The sequence below is a fragment of the Rhodohalobacter sp. 614A genome, assembly GCF_021462415.1.
Classification (GTDB): domain Bacteria; phylum Bacteroidota; class Rhodothermia; order Balneolales; family Balneolaceae; genus Rhodohalobacter.
On record NZ_JAKEDS010000001.1, the window covers coordinates 917,369 to 933,900 of the forward strand.

Annotated in this window: 15 protein-coding genes; 11 read left to right on the top strand and 4 right to left on the bottom strand. The window is 44.2% G+C overall.

Annotation, left to right across the window (positions count from 1 at the left end; translation table 11 throughout):
• The first annotated feature begins 14 nt into the window (after positions 1-14).
• Both L0B18_RS03545 and L0B18_RS03550 read left to right on the top strand, forming a co-directional pair.
• On the top strand, positions 15-1,415 hold the full coding sequence (locus L0B18_RS03545; protein WP_234567920.1) for an L-fucose/L-arabinose isomerase family protein: 1,401 nt from the start codon (positions 15-17) through the stop codon (positions 1,413-1,415).
• A 27-nt stretch (positions 1,416-1,442) separates the two neighbouring features.
• Positions 1,443-3,197, top strand: coding sequence for a sodium:solute symporter (locus tag L0B18_RS03550; RefSeq protein WP_234567922.1), 1,755 nt, complete (start codon positions 1,443-1,445; stop codon positions 3,195-3,197).
• Here L0B18_RS03550 and L0B18_RS03555 read toward each other — a convergent pair whose 3' ends face one another.
• Both L0B18_RS03555 and L0B18_RS03560 read right to left on the bottom strand, forming a co-directional pair.
• Entirely contained in the window at positions 3,198-3,644 is a 447-nt protein-coding gene (locus L0B18_RS03555; RefSeq protein ID WP_234567923.1) for an MBOAT family O-acyltransferase, read from the bottom strand.
• Positions 3,645-3,680: 36 nt separating this feature from the next.
• Complete coding sequence (locus tag L0B18_RS03560; RefSeq protein ID WP_234567925.1) at positions 3,681-4,232, bottom strand: DUF7010 family protein; 552 nt, start codon at positions 4,230-4,232, stop codon at positions 3,681-3,683.
• Between the two features lie 385 nt (positions 4,233-4,617).
• Here L0B18_RS03560 and L0B18_RS03565 point away from each other — a divergent pair, with 385 nt between their 5' ends.
• Entirely contained in the window at positions 4,618-4,836 is a 219-nt protein-coding gene (locus tag L0B18_RS03565; protein ID WP_234567927.1) for a cold-shock protein, read from the top strand.
• Between the two features lie 272 nt (positions 4,837-5,108).
• Complete coding sequence (locus L0B18_RS03570; RefSeq protein ID WP_234567928.1) at positions 5,109-5,327, top strand: cold-shock protein; 219 nt, start codon at positions 5,109-5,111, stop codon at positions 5,325-5,327.
• Positions 5,328-5,446: 119 nt separating this feature from the next.
• On the opposite strand, the gene L0B18_RS03575 is transcribed toward L0B18_RS03570, so the two are convergent.
• On the bottom strand, positions 5,447-5,914 hold the full coding sequence (locus L0B18_RS03575; protein ID WP_234567930.1) for a hypothetical protein: 468 nt from the start codon (positions 5,912-5,914) through the stop codon (positions 5,447-5,449).
• 107 nt (positions 5,915-6,021) lie between these two features.
• Between L0B18_RS03575 and L0B18_RS03580 the strand changes: the two genes are divergently transcribed.
• From L0B18_RS03580 to L0B18_RS03600, 5 genes are all read left to right on the top strand, one after another.
• Positions 6,022-9,759, top strand: coding sequence for a BamA/TamA family outer membrane protein (locus tag L0B18_RS03580; protein WP_234567931.1), 3,738 nt, complete (start codon positions 6,022-6,024; stop codon positions 9,757-9,759).
• A gap of 148 nt (positions 9,760-9,907) precedes the next feature.
• Complete coding sequence (locus L0B18_RS03585) at positions 9,908-11,872, top strand: tetratricopeptide repeat protein (protein ID WP_234567933.1); 1,965 nt, start codon at positions 9,908-9,910, stop codon at positions 11,870-11,872.
• Between the two features lie 77 nt (positions 11,873-11,949).
• Positions 11,950-12,588, top strand: a complete 639-nt coding sequence (locus L0B18_RS03590) for a Pycsar system effector family protein (RefSeq protein WP_234567934.1) — start codon at positions 11,950-11,952, stop codon at positions 12,586-12,588.
• Positions 12,589-12,619: 31 nt separating this feature from the next.
• Positions 12,620-13,234, top strand: a complete 615-nt coding sequence (locus L0B18_RS03595; RefSeq protein WP_234567935.1) for an HD domain-containing protein — start codon at positions 12,620-12,622, stop codon at positions 13,232-13,234.
• Positions 13,235-13,302: 68 nt separating this feature from the next.
• A complete protein-coding gene (locus tag L0B18_RS03600) occupies positions 13,303-14,850 on the top strand; it encodes a M20/M25/M40 family metallo-hydrolase (RefSeq protein WP_234567937.1) in 1,548 nt (515 codons plus the stop codon).
• A gap of 121 nt (positions 14,851-14,971) precedes the next feature.
• On the opposite strand, the gene L0B18_RS03605 is transcribed toward L0B18_RS03600, so the two are convergent.
• On the bottom strand, positions 14,972-15,616 hold the full coding sequence (locus L0B18_RS03605) for a hypothetical protein (protein ID WP_234567939.1): 645 nt from the start codon (positions 15,614-15,616) through the stop codon (positions 14,972-14,974).
• Positions 15,617-15,890: 274 nt separating this feature from the next.
• Between L0B18_RS03605 and L0B18_RS03610 the strand changes: the two genes are divergently transcribed.
• Both L0B18_RS03610 and vapC read left to right on the top strand, forming a co-directional pair.
• Positions 15,891-16,088 carry a type II toxin-antitoxin system VapB family antitoxin gene (locus L0B18_RS03610; protein WP_234567941.1) on the top strand — a complete coding sequence of 66 codons (198 nt, stop codon included), beginning with the start codon at positions 15,891-15,893 and terminating at the stop codon, positions 16,086-16,088.
• Entirely contained in the window at positions 16,085-16,480 is a 396-nt protein-coding gene (vapC, locus tag L0B18_RS03615; protein WP_234567943.1) for a type II toxin-antitoxin system VapC family toxin, read from the top strand. Before L0B18_RS03610 ends, vapC begins: the two co-directional genes overlap by 4 nt.
• Positions 16,481-16,532 lie beyond the last annotated feature (52 nt).

Consider the following 16,532-nt stretch of genomic DNA (forward strand, 5'->3'; position numbering starts at 1 on the left):
AAACGATTATGACAATGCTGCCGAAAAGCAAACCAAAAATTGGAGTTCTGGGCATCATGCAGGAACTATATGATAAATCACTGCCGGGGATTACGGAACGGCAGGAAGAGTATGCCCGGAATGTTTGTGAAGAATTATCTGATGTGGCCGACTGGGATTTCCCGAAAGCCGCCCGAGACCGGGATGACATCGAGAATATCCTGGGAGATTTCAATCATAAAGGCCTGGATGGAGTGATGATTATAATGCTGACTTACGGACCGGCTATGCGAACGGTCCGGGCTCTTCAAAAAAATAATCTCCCGATTCTCCTGGCCAATATTCAACCCGAACCGGAAATTGCCACCGATTGGGACATGGCCGACCTGACTTACAATCAGGGAATCCATGGTGCGCAGGATATGGCAAACGCAATTCTCCGAACGCATGGCGATAATTTTGAGGTGATCTCCGCCGACTGGAAAAGTGATGAGTTTAAAAATTATGTATCCGATTGGGCGAAAGCGGCTCAGGCTGCGACAGCCCTGAAACGAATGAGAATCGCGGCCATTGGAAAAATGCATGGAATGGGAGATACGCTTTCGGACGAAGCAGCTTTTACCCGGGTCATCGGTCCGGAAGTAAACCGTGAATATATCGGCGAGATCTATCGCTTTATGGAAGTCATCAGCGAGGAAGAGGTTAACGAGCGTGTGATTGTTGAACGGAATAGGTTTGATGTGGATGAGGATATGCCCGAAAAAAATCTGCGCTATGCCGTTCGTATGTATCTCGGCTTCAAACATTTTTTGGAAGAGTACGATTACCAGGGATTTTCCGCCCACTTTGACACGTTTAAAGGCGATGGCCGGTTTGAACAGATTAATATGCTGGCCGCATCCAATTTGATGGCAGATGGTTATGGATACGCCGCTGAGGGTGATACCAACACGGCGAGCATGGTATCTGCGGGACATATTTTGGAAGACACCGCTCACTTCACTGAAATGTATGCGATGGATTTTAAAAGAAAGTCTATGCTGATGAGCCACATGGGAGAAGGCAATTGGAGAATTGCACGGAAGGATAAACCGGTTAGGCTGGCAAATCGCGTGCTTGGGATTGGTGATCTGGGCGATCCGCCCACCACAGTTTTTATGGCAGAGCCGGGTCCGGCAACGATTGTTTCACTGGTTCATCTCGTTGGCGAGCACTTCCGCCTTGTGGTTTCGTACGGAGAAATCCTCGACACCGAAGAATACCCGACCATTGAAATGCCCTATTTTCACTTCAAACCTGCAAGCGGTCTTCGAGCATGCAATGACGGATGGCTGAAAGCGGGCGGGACGCATCACCAGGTTCTGCATCTGGGCGATCAGAGACAGAAATGGAAGATGCTGTGCAATATTCTGGGTATTGAGTTTACAGAGGTTTAATGACACCAAACACTATATCATACGCTCATGGGAATACTATCATTCATTGACTGGGTCGTCGTTGGCTTATATTTTCTGTTGATTCTGGGAATCGCCTGGTGGGTGATCAAACAGAAAACGGAAACAACATCAGACTTTTTTCTTGCCGGTCGACACTTGGGCTGGTTTGTGGTAGGAACGTCCATTTTTGCATCCAATATTGGTTCCGAGCATCTTGTCGGGTTGTCGGGTACGGGGGCTACGGACGGTATGGCACTGTCTCATTACGAACTGCAAGCGTGGTGTTTGTTGATTTTAGCCTGGGTCATGATTCCGTTCTATGTACGTTCCAAAGTGTTTACAATGCCGGAGTTTTTGGAGAGACGCTTTTCACCACTGGCAAGAACACTTCTTTCCACGGTTTCTCTTGTGGCGTATGTGCTTACCAAGATTGCCGTTGGAATCTTTGCCGGTGGTATTGTATTGAGTGTGCTGCTTCCCGAACTGCAATTTATGGGGATGAACAGTTTTTGGCTGGGATCCATCATCGTGATCATTTTGACGGGTATTTACACAGCTCTTGGCGGACTTCGGGCGGTGGCCTACACGGAAGCTATCCAGGCTATTGTTTTGATTATCGGTTCTATGTTTGTTCTCTTTTATGGAATTCAGGCCATCGGCGGTTGGGGGTCATTGGTAGATACAGTTGGCTCAGAAATGTTTAACCTCTGGAAACCGATTGTCCCTGATGGTGTCAGTGCAACATGGGCACCGATTATAACCGAAAGCCAGATGGCATGGTATTTCAATGATCAGTATCCATGGCTGGGAATGCTTTTTGCCGCCCCCATTGTAGGCTTGTGGTACTGGACTACCGATCAATACATCGTTCAGAGAGCACTCGGCGCCCCCAATGAAGAGCAGGCTCGTCGCGGAAGTATCTTCGCCGCGTTCCTGAAATTGCTGCCTGTTTTCCTATTTATCATTCCCGGTATCATTGCCTTTGCATTGGCGAAATCCGGAACCATTGCCGAGATGCAGCAACACATGATCGGAGCGGATGGCGAGGTGATCCGTGAAAATGCACAGGCGGCTTTCCCAATGATGGTAGCTTACGTTTTACCTGTTGGAATTCGAGGATTGGTCGTTGCCGGGTTGTTAGCCGCTTTAATGAGCTCACTTGCCGGGGTTTTCCACGCTTCTTCCACACTGTTTACGATGGACCTTTATACCAAGATGAAGGAAAAGACCACCGATAAAGAACTTGTTTGGGTGGGGCGTATAGCCGTTGTAGCCATGATTGTCATCGGTTTGCTATGGATTCCGGTGATCCAGGGAAGCCGTGGTCTTTACGATTATCTACAGGGCATCCAGTCTTATCTGGCCCCGCCGATTTTCGTGGTGTTTTTTATGGGGATTTTCAACAGCCGGTTAAACAAACAGGGTTGCTTATCTGCGCTGATTGTTGGAATTATACTCGGTCTGTTCCGGCTGGCAGTCGATACACCGGCATTCTTGATGGATGATTTTTCATACACCGAGGGTTCTTTCCTTTGGATTGTCAACAACATCTTCTTCCAATATTACAGCCTGGGAATGTTTGTAATTTGTATCGCCGTCATGGTTGGAGTGAGTTACGCAACAGCCGCACCCGACAAAGAGAAAATCTCCGGACTGACTTATCAAACATTAACCGAAGAAGACAAACGAGAGTCAAGGGCAAGTTGGGGAATGAAAGAAGTTATTTGGTCGGTATTGCTGATGGTAATTATTGTCGTGATTTATCTTTATTTCCGTGGATGATTACGAGTTTGTTGAAAGGATGAAAATCACTCCATAAGCAAGGCCAAGATTAAGAATCAGGTAGAGAAGGTTAGATAAAACACGAACGGATTTTCTCTGTTGTGGCCACTCCACGTTTGCTATTTCGCCGATAATCACACCCAATCCTAAAAAGAAGAACCACGTTGTAAACAAGAATCGGGTTGAGCCTCTTACAAAAATAGTTGCCAGGTCATGAATAAAACCACTGACCAAAAAAGTCAGAATAGTTGCCACGGAAACCGGCAGGATTCTTTTGATGGGTGAGTGAATGTACTTGCCCAAATAGTAGCTGAAGACAGGGTTCCAGTATTGCCAAAAAACCTTGGGTGATTTGGCGCTAAATGATTTTGAAAACATCATTATGAGCGAGCCGGAAGCTCCCAAAGGAATTCCTGTCCGCCGAAGGACATATTGGCCCAGGCTCATATTTTTCCTACTGGATTTCAATATCACTCTTTTTTATCAGGTAATTTGTATACGCGGATCGTTCGATTTTGATATCTGAAAGACAAGAACTGATGAAACGAGTTCTATCGCCCCGCCCAAAAATGCTCCGGTAATAAACGGCAGTTGCATGACCGTGCAAAAAATCCCAGAGACGATTAAAAATCCGCCAATCCCCCAGTAAATCCGTAATCCATACAGGGTTGAAAATAACAGGTATCGGCTGCCGATGATCATCATCATAATGGGAAAGAATAACCCGGCGTTAAAGAGCATGGCCGCATACGCAATGAAAAATCCTACAAATAATAAAACCGTACTTTCGAATACCAGGGCAGCCAGGGGATTCCCTTTTTTGTGTGATCCGGGCCGCTTTAATAATTTGCAGATAACTACCGAGATGGGATGAATAAACATTCCGCCTACAAATAATGCAATAATACTGGCTTGGGCAGAGCTAAGCTGACCGAATAGCCCGGCGACGACCCAAACCAGTCCGGATGCAAGCAAGCCCGGTGCTCCCCCGAAATAACCAAATCTCATATTTTCCTGTGCTTCAGCGATTGTCATACAACATCTTTTTTATTTAAAGGTTTTAGGTCTGTCTATGGAAAAAGGAGGCAAAAGTTGCAGAATTTGATTGCCTGAAACAAGAATAGTGGTTAAATGAAGAATCACCGACCTGAAAGCACAGGGAGTTTTAGGTCTTTAAATTTGAAGAATGGCAGTTCATCAAAATTCGAGAGAACGCGAAAAGCCGGAAACACTACCCCAAAAAAATCCCCAATTTACATTCCGCCTAAATCCCCTTATCTTAAAACTCAATTTAATTCACACCTGCGAGAGGGTGTTTTAGTAATCTTCTCTGGAAACGACTTGGTAACGCAATTCTTTTTAGTAGTACGGATGAATGCCTGATCGTACGTGTAAAACTAACTATTACTACACTATTATTATGCCACAACAAGGAAAAGTTAAATTCTTTGACTCACAAAAAGGATTTGGATTTATTAAGCCGGAAGACGGCGGAAAAGATATTTTTGTCCACAGAAACAATGTAGATGGTCTTGGACCCAACCAGGGTTTGGAAGACGATGAAAATGTAGAATTTGAAGTTGAAGATACTCCAAAAGGCCCAAGCGCAATAAATGTTGTTAGCCTGGATTACGTATAAACGTAATAAACTACCTTTTTAAAAGCCGCATCTTACCGGATGCGGCTTTTTTTATGCCCGGACGGAGTTTCGTTCCCGCGTTCACCCCGTTTTTATCTTCTTAAAATCATTAATAGTTATTTTCCTGAAAAGCCTGTAACTTACGATTCAATTTAATTCACACCTACAAGAGGGTGGATAGTAATCTTTCTGAAATGGTTTGGTAACGCAACTCTTTTTAGCACGGATGAACACCTGAGAGTACGTGTATAAAACACTATATTACAATCAATATGTCACAACAAGGTAAAGTAAAATTCTTCGACAAAACAAAGGGCTTTGGTTTTATCAAACCCAATGATGGAGGAAAAGATATTTTTGTTCACAGAAACAATGTTCCCGATCTTGGTCCTAACCAAGGTTTGGAAGATGATGAAAACGTAGAATTCGATGTTGAAGATTCCCCTAAAGGCCCTACTGCAGTAAATGTTAAGAGCCTGGATTACGAATAAGCGATCAGATTCAACTGATTTTAAAAACAAAGCCGTATCGTAAATGATGCGGCTTTTTTTGTTTCTGTGAGGAGTACGCTAATGATTGATCGGGGAAAAGAGTTTTTCTGAGTTCGTCATTAATTTGTATCGCCTTCGGATAAGGTAAGTTTATAACGGGCAGAACCATCTTCCCCATAAAGATTTTTTGATTCAGGATCTATTTCGTTCAGATCCTCATCAACAATGATCCAGTCTCCATCGGTAACGGGGTCAATGGTTAAAAAGAGAGATGATTGATTTTCCAAAAGCTGGTAAACCGTAATTTTACCTAATGCTTCAGATGGTTTTGGCGGGGCGCCGATGTCTCCGGCCTGAAAGATTTTTAAAGTGGTGTCGGCAGGAACAGTAACGGTACTGTCCATCTCAATAAATGCAATATTATAGGTTACCTGCATATCAGAATCGGTTTGATTGTTTACGTAGAAGTAAGACGAAGCGCCATAATCAATAATTATTTCGGGTTCCGTGCTACTTTCAAGACAGGCAGCCATTGTGAGCACAAATGCTGAGCAGGCAAAAAGGAATGCAATTTTCATAGTTTTCATGATAATACGTTCTATATGTAAATGATACTTTTCCCTATAATACACGGGCGTTTTCAGGTACACCTACTTTCATTTTATTATTATCTTAAGCCTCAATATTTTGATGAATGTTTAAGAAGTTTACTCTCATACCCCTCCTGCTCTTACTGGCTTCCTGTACGCAGTCTGTATTGTATATTGATAAGGATGATGATCAGCAGGTTCCACAAACTCCTCCGCCGGAGGAAGATTTGGTCTACCGTGTTTTTTTGATTGGTGATGCCGGTAAGCCCTCGCTGGACGCCCATGAACCGGTTCTTAAACTTTTGCAATCATTTTTGGAGGATGCAGGGGAGCAGAGTTCAGCCATTTTTCTGGGGGATAATGTGTACGAAGTGGGCCTTCCCGATTCCACGGACCTGGACCGGGAATTGTATGAACGCCGGCTGATTGAACAGTTAAAAACAGTGGAGAATTTTCCGGGCCGTGTGGTGTTCATTCCCGGAAATCACGACTGGGATAACGACGGGCCTGAGGGCTGGGAGAAGGTAAAGCGGCAGGAACAATTCATCGAAGAATATCTAGATCGGGGCAATACTTTTCTTCCTGATGGCGGATTCCCGGGGCCGGTTACATTCAAACTCCTGGATAAAGATGATGATGAACGCCTGCGAGAAGACATTCGCCTGATTGTGCTGGATACACAGTGGTGGCTTCATCAACACGAAAAACCATACGGCGATACCGGCGATTACGAACTTTCTGATGCGGGAGACATTCTCATTGAATTGGACGACATCCTGAAGAAGCAGCGAAATGATCACTTGTTAATCGCAGCTCACCATCCGCTTATCACACATGACAATCACGGGGGCTATCTGCCGCCATCAACACATTTAAAGCCGCCTGTTTTTGGAAGCTTGTATATGTTGTACCGCCGTGTTTTCGGGTTCCGGCAGGATGTGCATCACCATCGATATCGGGGAATGGCCGATGCTCTGCAAAAGCTGTTCAACACTTACGAACTTGAGGATTTGATTTATGCCTCCGGCCATTCTCACGGGCTGCAATATCATCGGGAAGAAGGTTCGAGAATCAGCCACCATTACCTGGTCAGCGGAGCCGGCAGTAAAGAAACCTATATCGCGCACGGCCGGGGAGCCGAGTTTACTTATGGAAACAGTGGTTTTATCACGGTTCAATATTATGCCGACGGATCTGTTTGGATGGAAGGCTGGGCGCCGGAGGGCGATGGTTCAACGGGAACATTGCTTTACCGAACTGAAATGAAGCCTCCTCATGAGGATGCTTTTCCTGATGAAATTATCACTGAATCCATCCCCGATAATGATTATACCGACAGTACGAAAACCGTTGCGGCAAATCCCGGATACGATGGAAAGAGTTTTCTTTTTGAATGGATTATTGGAAAACACAATCGCAAATACTGGTCGGTAAAAAGCGAATTTCCGGTGTTTGATGTAACTGAAATTGAAGGGGGATTAACCCCGGTACGGATTGGCGGAAAAGGTCAATCCACAACGGTGCACTTAGAAAGTGAGGAAGGACGGGATTTTGTTCTCCGGTCTGTAGATAAAAGGGCAGGCCGTATCTGGAGCGACGATCTTCGCAAGACCTTTGCCCTGGATGTGGCACAAGATCAGTTTTCCATTATCAATCCGTATGCCGCACTGGTGATTCCCGATCTGGCCGATGCCGCGGGTGTATATCATACCAATCCAAAAATCTATTTTGTTCCGGATGATCCACAACTTGGCGCTTATGCCGAAGAAATCAGTGGAGAGTTAGCGCTTTTTGAAGAGAGGCCCAACGGAGATATGAGTGATGTGGCAAGTGTTGGACATTCAGAAGAAATCCTGAGTAGTGTAGAGCTGTTGCGGGAAGTGGATAACGATATCGATCATCGGGTGGATCAGGACGCATTCGCCCGGGCGCGCCTGCTGGATATGCTGCTTGCTGACTGGGATCGCCACAGCGATCAGTGGCGCTGGGCATCGTTTGAACCGGAAGATGAGAAGGGCAAAATCTATAAACCCGTTCCCCGTGATCGTGACGTGGCCATGATGCGCATGACCGGTTTGATTCCAAACCTGGCCCGGTTTATGGGGCCTTTTTTCCAGTATCAAAACTTTTCGGAGAGCTATGGAAACCTGAAGGGATTGAATTTCAACTCGCTGGATATGACCCGCCGTTTTACTAATCAACTTACGCAGTCGGATTGGCTGGAGATTGCCCGGGATATTGAAACATCACTTACTGATGAGGTAATTGAAAAAGCCATTCGAAATTACCCTGAGCCTGTTTTCGAGAAATATGGTGATGAGACAATACGGATTTTAAAAGCCCGTCGGGATAAGCTGATTGATGTGACGGAAGAGTATTACGGGTTGATTTCGGGAGTGGTGTCCATTCCCGGAAGCAACAAGCGGGAACGGTTTGAGGTAGAGGTTCTGAGTAATGAGGAAGTGAGAGTGAAAGTCTCCAAGTTATCCGGCAAAGGCGAATTGCGGGAGCAGTATTTTGACCGAACTTTTCAGGCAAGCGAAACCAGGGAGTTGTGGCTTTACGGGATGGGAGACAGCGATCAATTCCGCTTGTCCGGCGATTCATCCAACCCGATTAAAATCAGGGTGTCCGGTGGTTCGGGAGAAGATGAATACCTGGATGAAACTCCAAGAAAAGGGTTGGGGCGTACCGTTGTAATTTACGATACGGAATCAGGGAATCATATTGAACCCGGCAACAATACAAAAACCAAACTGGAAGATATTCCGGGCAATATCCGGTATAATTACAAAACCGATTTCCGCTGGAATACAAACCGGCTTGGGCTTTACTTCGACTATAATTCTAACGATGGCTTGTTCTTTGGCGGCGGCCCGCAAATCACCCGTCACGGGTTTCGGAAGCATCCGGCTTCCCACCATTTTGCGAGAGCCAATTTTGCTCCGCTGACCGGCGCAGCGAATATCCGGTATGATGGAACTTGGTACCAAATATCAGGGGATTGGAGGGCTGAACTGGATGCCCAATTTCACTTCCCAAAAAGCTATAAGAACTTCTTCGGGTTGGGCAACGAAACCACACTTGAAGACCGTTCGCTAAACTATTATCGCGCCAGATTATACCAATATTCGGTGGCTCCGCGGTTGGCCATCCAAAGAAATATCATGGATTTTTATACCGGCGTGCGGCTTCGGGCAACAAATGTAGATGCAGATCCCGATAACATTGTTTCTGATCCCGATTTGAACATTCCCGCCGGCGATTTTCGAGAACAATTATTTGGCGGAGTCACGCTTGGGGTGAGGTTTTCTGATATCGATAATTCGTTGAATCCACGGCACGGTTACCGGTTTCTTTCAGAAGGGGAAATTAATTTCGGGCTGATGAATACGAGCGATAACTTCACACAACTCCATTCAGAGCTGGAACTCTATTTTTCACCGTTTACGGAATCTCAAATCACGCTTGCCAATCGTACCGGTGGCGCGCATAACTTCGGGGAGTTTCCTTTTTATGAAGCCAATACTCTTGGCGGTACCACCAATCTCAGAGGTTTCAACAACAGGCGTTTTTCCGGGCGATCCTCCTTTTTCAACAACACGGAATTGCGCCTGGAACTGTTCGATTTTTACAGATATCTGCTCGGTGGAAGTGGCGGCATTAATGGATTTTTTGATACCGGACGGGTGTGGTCCGACGGTGAATCGTCCTCCATGTGGCACATAGGATATGGCGGGGGAATCTGGTTTAATGCTTTTGATTCGGTTTTAATAAATGCAGCAGTCGGCTTTTCTGATGAAACCACGATTTTCACTGTCAAAACAGGATTTTTATTCTGATTATTATTAGCTAATCGACGATCTGGCTTGTAACAATAGAAAAGGAATTTCGTTCGAAAAACTTCATATATTATTTAACTGCTGAGGAATAATTACGTAAGGACAACTCTTTTCAAAATCCTCGAGAATTAGTGTTGTAAAAACCGGGATGACACAACAGACCAACATAAGAATGCTTGCCGCTGTAATGTTTGCTGATATTGTCGGCTATTCGAAAATGATGCAGCAAGATGAACAGAAAGCTAAATTTTTGCGTGACCGCCAGCGAACCGTCATCAATAAACTCCTGCTGAAATATCATGGGCAGGTGATGCAGTATTACGGCGATGGAATTCTCATCATGTTTGGCAGTGCGTTGGATGCTGTTAACTGTGGGTGGGACATTCAGAAGAAATTGAAAAAAGATCCGGCAGTTCCCATGAGAATTGGCATTCATATGGGAGATGTAATGTACGACGATGAAGGAATTTATGGCGATGCGGTAAACATTGCCGCACGGGTTCAGTCGCTTGGTATTTCCGGTTCGGTTATGATGTCGGGCAAAGTGGTGGATGAAATTAAAAATCAGCCGGGTTTTCGGGTTGAGTCATTCGGCGAACTGGAGCTCAAAAATATTTATATGCCCGTGGGAATTTATGCTCTTGCCAATAACGGGATTGATGTACCGTCGCAAAGTTACATTCGCAGGCTTACCGGTAGCAACCTTAAAAGCATTGCGGTTCTTCCATTCAACAATTTTAGCTCCGAAAGCGATAATGAATATTTTAGTGACGGAATCACCGAGGAAATCATAAATGCCCTGACAAGAATTAAGGATTTACAGGTGGCCTCGCGCACGTCCGTATTCACCTATAAAAAAGACATCAAAGATATCCGGGAAATCGGGAAGGAGTTGAATGTAAGTACTGTGCTTGAAGGGAGTGTGCGAAAGGCAGGGAATAAGATTCGTGTAACGGCCCAGCTCATCAATACGGAGAATGGTTTTCATATTTGGTCTGAGAATTTTGACGGGGAGATGGAAGATATCTTTACTGTGCAGGATGAGATCTCCCGAAAAATTGTAGATAAGCTTCAGGATAGTTTCAGCCATGAAGAGCAGAAGCAGAAAGTTTATGAATCGTCTACCGATAGTGTTGAAGCGTACAATTATTATCTGCAAGGTTTATACTACTGGAACAAGAGAACTCCGGAAGCTGTTTTTAAAGCCATCGATTATTTTGACCGCGCTATTGGCGAGTGCGAAACGTACACAAACGCGCTGGCTTTCTTGGCAAACTGTTACACGTACCTCGGCACCATTGGGCACATGGCTGGCGAACGGGCATTTCTTATTGCGGAAAAATATGCTTTGCGCGCAATTGAGATTAACAATTCCCGGGCCGACTCCTATATAGCGCTGGGATATGTAAATCTGCTTTTTAAATGGGAGTTCAGTAGTGCGGAATCAAATTTCCGGAAGGCAATAACGCTGGAACCGGATAACAGCGAAGGACGCCAGGTTTTGGCCCTTTATTATCGGATTATCGGCAGGTATGACAAGATGCTGATACAGGCTGAATCGGCTGTTAAAATTGATCCGTTGTCGTTACCGGCGCTTCTCGAATCGGGCCGTTCTCATATGATTTTAGGAAATTATGAAAAAGCCCTGAATGCATTCAATGAAGCGTTAGAGCTGGATCCGTTATTCAGGTCAGCTTTGGAGGGTAAAGCGATGGTTTATTTGGTTCAGAAAAAGTACGACAAGTCCCTTCGTATGATTAAGAAATATGCCAAATTGATCGATTCCAAATACAGGGGAGCTACACAGCTTGCTTTTATTTATGCTATGATGGGTGATAAAGATCTTGCCGGGGAGTACCTGGATCTGATGAAAGAACGGGAGAAAGAGGAGCCGGACCGAAATCTTACGCTGGATTTTGCAATGGTTTACGCGGCACTTGGAGATAAAGATCGTGCTTTTGAATATTTACAAAAAGCTGTAGATATAAAACTGGGATCCATCCTGTTGATCCATTCACTCCCGATTGCGGATCAATTAAAGGATGATCCCCGGTACAATCAAATTGTGGATGAAATTGGATTGCCAAATGAAAATATCAGCGCAGATCATTAATCGTAAGCATTAAATTTGATTCTCTCTACCTTTCAGGGGAGAAAGTTCTAAAACCAAAACATCAATAAACCAAACACATGTCAGATAAAACAGAAGAACCGGATTTACCCGGAGAACCGGGGAATGAGGAGAATTCAGATCCTAATGATCAGCCCAAAAAGAAAAAGCTGGGATCGCGCCGGCGAGGAGTTTCGGATATGTTCCGGACATCCTACCGGACTCATGTTGAGCTGAGCGCCATTGCAGATAATAAGTCCAATATCATGATCAGTATTAATGGTATTATTATTTCCATTACTATTGCATCCATTTCACCCAAGATTGATTCAAATCCGTGGTTGTTAATTCCAACGTCCATTTTGTTGATTACCTGTATGGTTGCCTTAGTCTATTCAATCCTTGCGGCGCGTCCGCGTGTAAGCAATGAAAAAGTAACGCTGGATGATGTACGGGCAAATCGATCCAATATTCTTTATTTCGGCAATTTCTTTAAGCTAAGCCGGGATGAATATGTAACCGGGATTGAGGAGTTGATGGCCGATAGTCAACGCCTTTATAATACAATGGCGAGGGATTTGTATGGATTGGGAACCGTTCTTGAAACGAAATTCAGGCTGCTTCGGATTGCATACAACGTATTTATGTGGGGGCTGGCCCTGTCCGTAAGCAGTTATATTTTGGTGTATTTTCTCGTTTCCGGGGGAACGTTTTTTTAGCTGATATTGGTAATGACTTTAAAGTAAATGTATGGATCACAATGGCATTGTGAAAAATGCGGAGACGCACGTCCGGGAACTCTATCAAACACATTTCAAGCCAGAATTTGTGTATCACAACCTGGATCATGTACAAAGCGTGGTAAAAGCTGCCGGCCAGGTTGCCGGGCATTACCAGCTGGAAGGCGAAGATAAAGCTGCTGTTCTGATTGCCTCGTGGTTTCATGATACGGGATACCTGTTCAACAGTAATGACCATGAAGAGAGGAGCGCTGAACTAGCTGTCTCTTTTTTGAAACAGGAAAAGGCAGAAGAGAGCCTTATCACTAAAGTAAAAGAGTGCATTTTAGCCACGAAAATTTTCAAGAAGTCTCCTTCATTAATTGCAAAAATTGTTTCTGATGCGGATTTGTTTCATCTGGGCACCTCAGAATTCTGGAAAAGTAATAAGAGGATGAGAGAAGAAATGAATCGGCGTTTTGGAAAGGATATTTCAGCAGAGAAATGGCAGAGAGGTACGTTAAGCCTGCTAAAAAGACATCGGTTTGAAACAGATTTTTGTAAGAACCGACTTCGGGAAGGGAAGAAAGAAAATATTACCCAGCTGCAAGAGTGGCTGGAAGTTGAGAAACGTAAAAGAACGTAAGCACTCTTTCTTTTTATGCATTTAATAATATATTCTGCGGGTAATTTTAATAGAAAAAATGAATGGTCATGAAACGAATTCTGCAAATCTCTTTAGTAATAATACTAGTCTTTTCGGCAAATTTATCGGCTCAGACAACCGAAGACGTAGTGGACGCCATTGTCAGGGAGGCGACTGAAAACTCTCAACTTGAATATTTAGCCCATCAGCTGACCGACGTGATTGGTCCGCGCCTTGTGGGAACTCCGCAAATGCAACATGCGCACGACTGGGCGGTACAGCAATTTGGCGAATGGGGCATCGAAGCCGAAAATCAGCAGTTTGGCGAATGGCAAGGCTGGGAACGAGGTATCACGCACATTGACCTGGTTTCTCCACGAGTGGTTTCCCTGAGTGGACAGCAGTTGGCATGGAGTCCATCAACGGGTGAAGATGGAGTAACAGCAAATCTGGATATTCTGCCAACGGTTGAAAATCAGGAGGAATTTAACGAATGGCTTACTACGGTGGAGGGTAAAATTATTTTGATTTCAGAGCCGCAAATTACGGGCCGTCCGGATGATAACTGGGAAGAGTTTGCTACGGAAGAATCGTTTGAAAAAATGAAGAAAGAACGCGATGAACAAATGGCGGCTTGGCGGGAAAATATGGAGCATATTGGCTATGGCCGCGACCTTAATAAAAAACTGGAAGAAGCTGGGGCGGCTGCCATCTTTCAATCCAGATGGTCGCGGGGATTTGGGGCGAATAAGATTTTTAGCGCCAATACAGAAAACATTCCGGTGATCGACCTTTCTCTGGAAGATTATGGAATGCTCTATCGAATGGTGGAATATGGCGACGAACCGGAAGTGTATGTGAAAGCGGAATCAAAAGATCTTGGCAAAGTACCGACTTTCAACACGATCGCAACGATTCCGGGCACGGAAAAACCGGAGGAGTATATCATTCTTTCCGCTCATTACGATTCCTGGGATGGAGGAACCGGTGCAACGGATAATGCGACCGGATCTATTACTATGATGGAAACCGCACGTATTTTGAAGGAGGTGTATCCAAATCCTAAACGGACGATTATTGTCGGTCTTTGGGGTAGCGAAGAACAAGGGCTGAATGGATCCGGCGCCTTTGTTGCAGACAACCCTGAAATTGTAGACAACCTGCAGGCCCTCTTCAATCAGGATAACGGAACCGGACGCGTGGTTCGCATTTCCGGCCAGGGATTCCTTCATTCCTATGAATTTTTGCAGCGATGGCTGTCGGCTGTTCCAAGTGAGATTACCAGTCATATCGAAACCACGTTTCCCGGCACGCCCGGCGGCGGCGGTTCTGACTATGCTTCTTTTGTATCAGCCGGTGCTCCCGGATTTTCGTTGAGTTCGCTAAGCTGGAGCTATTGGAATTACACTTGGCACACCAATCTCGATACCTATGATAAAATTGTGTTTGACGATGTTCGTAACAACGCCATTTTAACGGCTATTTTAACTTATATGGCCAGTGAAGATCCGGCAACATTTCCACGCGATAAAGCCGTGCTTCCGATCAACCCAAGAAATGGAGAACAAATGACCTGGCCCGAACCACGGACGTCTAACCGTACCGGTCTCGATTGATTTCAATTGATTGGTTATAAGGGAAAGATAGTAAAGCCATTCCGGATTTTGGGGTGGCTTTTTTATGCGGATTGATATGAGAGATGGACGAATTATGGTTACCCATTGTTGTCTACAGTTTTTATTTCAGTTCATAATCTCCATTGGCCCATTTTATCGTTGGTTCAATCCATTCCTTTAAGGGCTTGAATAAAAATCCGTGTCCCATTCCTGTATTTAATTCAATTTCTTTGAAATGCGGGATTTCACAAGTTGAATTATTTTTCCGTTCAATGGACGATTCCCCGAACGGATCGGTTTTTTCATAAATAGTTAAAACATTTCCGCAGTAGTTTATGTTGGGAATATTCTCTATATCGCTATTCCTAAAACTTGCCACAAACACGAAATTCAAATCAGCATTTGCGGCTACTGTTGAAACGTATTGGGCAATATATCCGCCTTTAGAAGTTCCTACGACAGTTATTTTTTGAGGGTCGATTCCTTTTGAAAGTAAGCTGTCAATTTGGTTTACAATTCCGAGAGCATATTCACGAGCGTTCACATTTCCATTTCGTTTTTCGCTAATAACGGTCAGGCCACTTTTTTCAAATTCCGCCAGAATTTCTTTGTATTCGGTGCGCCCATATTCCGGATGCGATTCATGAAGGGCATGTTCTTCTAAGAAACGGTTGTGAAGAAAGAAAACATATCGGTCATTGTTTTCTTTTGTACAAGCAAAAAATGTTGAGTAGAAAATAATTACAGTTACTAAACCTATTTTCATCGGAAGCGGGTGTATGATATGTAAAGTTGAATAGCTACATCATGATAAAGATTGATAAAGATTTTGATCGAATCACTGGAGGGTTCAATTTTTGGGTTGATGTGCGAGTGGAGATTCCAGATTAGCGATATCAGAATTCTGTTTTATTTGATTTTTGATTGAGGCTCTTAAAATTCAACGTAATCCAATGCGGACAGACGCATAACCCAATTTAGGATTTAGCTTATTTTGTGTATAAATTATGAAATAATACACATTAATAATTTATATGATTATGCGAACAAATGTAGTAATTGATGATGATTTGATGGATGAAGCATTGAAAGTCAGTCGTTTAAAAACCAAAAAGGATGCTGTTGAAGAAGGGCTGAAATTATTGGTTCAGCGAAAAAAACAGGAAAATATTCGAAATTTACGAGGAAAATTATCCTGGAGTGGTGATCTGGAAAAGATGAGGACTGATACACCGTGATTTTAGTAGATACGAGTGTCTGGATTGATTATTTCAACGGAGTCGAAAATTGGCAAACGGATAGTCTCGATCGCCTTCTCATTCAGGAAACGGTGCTAATTGGAGACATTATTCTCACCGAAATTTTACAAGGATTTGATTCGGACAACGACTTTAAAAAAGCGAAGGAAGCTCTTGATCCTTTAGACTGCGTACATTTGGGAGGAAAAGAATTAGCCATTCAAGCGGCGTCGAATTATCGGTTGTTACGCGCAAAAGGAATTACCATTCGAAAAACCGTTGATATGCTCATCGCAAACTGGTGCATTTCCCATACAGTAGAATTGCTGCATAATGATAAAGATTTCGAGAGGATTGCAGGGGAGTTGGCATTGGGTATTTATGGGGCTTAAAAGAGTGGTTATCCTGTTTTTTGGATTAATGGGGTTCACCTTTAGTAGGTTA

Bases quoted from the DNA above. Each gene is read 5' to 3' on its own strand.
- L0B18_RS03545 (WP_234567920.1), top strand. From the start codon at position 15: ATGCTGCCGAAAAGCAAACCAAAAATTGGAGTTCTGGGCATCATGCAG.
- L0B18_RS03550 (WP_234567922.1), top strand. From the start codon at position 1,443: ATGGGAATACTATCATTCATTGACTGGGTCGTCGTTGGCTTATATTTT.
- L0B18_RS03555 (WP_234567923.1), bottom strand. From the start codon at position 3,644: ATGAGCCTGGGCCAATATGTCCTTCGGCGGACAGGAATTCCTTTGGGA.
- L0B18_RS03560 (WP_234567925.1), bottom strand. From the start codon at position 4,232: ATGACAATCGCTGAAGCACAGGAAAATATGAGATTTGGTTATTTCGGG.
- L0B18_RS03565 (WP_234567927.1), top strand. From the start codon at position 4,618: ATGCCACAACAAGGAAAAGTTAAATTCTTTGACTCACAAAAAGGATTT.
- L0B18_RS03570 (WP_234567928.1), top strand. From the start codon at position 5,109: ATGTCACAACAAGGTAAAGTAAAATTCTTCGACAAAACAAAGGGCTTT.
- L0B18_RS03575 (WP_234567930.1), bottom strand. From the start codon at position 5,914: ATGAAAACTATGAAAATTGCATTCCTTTTTGCCTGCTCAGCATTTGTG.
- L0B18_RS03580 (WP_234567931.1), top strand. From the start codon at position 6,022: ATGTTTAAGAAGTTTACTCTCATACCCCTCCTGCTCTTACTGGCTTCC.
- L0B18_RS03585 (WP_234567933.1), top strand. From the start codon at position 9,908: ATGACACAACAGACCAACATAAGAATGCTTGCCGCTGTAATGTTTGCT.
- L0B18_RS03590 (WP_234567934.1), top strand. From the start codon at position 11,950: ATGTCAGATAAAACAGAAGAACCGGATTTACCCGGAGAACCGGGGAAT.
- L0B18_RS03595 (WP_234567935.1), top strand. From the start codon at position 12,620: ATGGATCACAATGGCATTGTGAAAAATGCGGAGACGCACGTCCGGGAA.
- L0B18_RS03600 (WP_234567937.1), top strand. From the start codon at position 13,303: ATGAAACGAATTCTGCAAATCTCTTTAGTAATAATACTAGTCTTTTCG.
- L0B18_RS03605 (WP_234567939.1), bottom strand. From the start codon at position 15,616: ATGAAAATAGGTTTAGTAACTGTAATTATTTTCTACTCAACATTTTTT.
- L0B18_RS03610 (WP_234567941.1), top strand. From the start codon at position 15,891: ATGCGAACAAATGTAGTAATTGATGATGATTTGATGGATGAAGCATTG.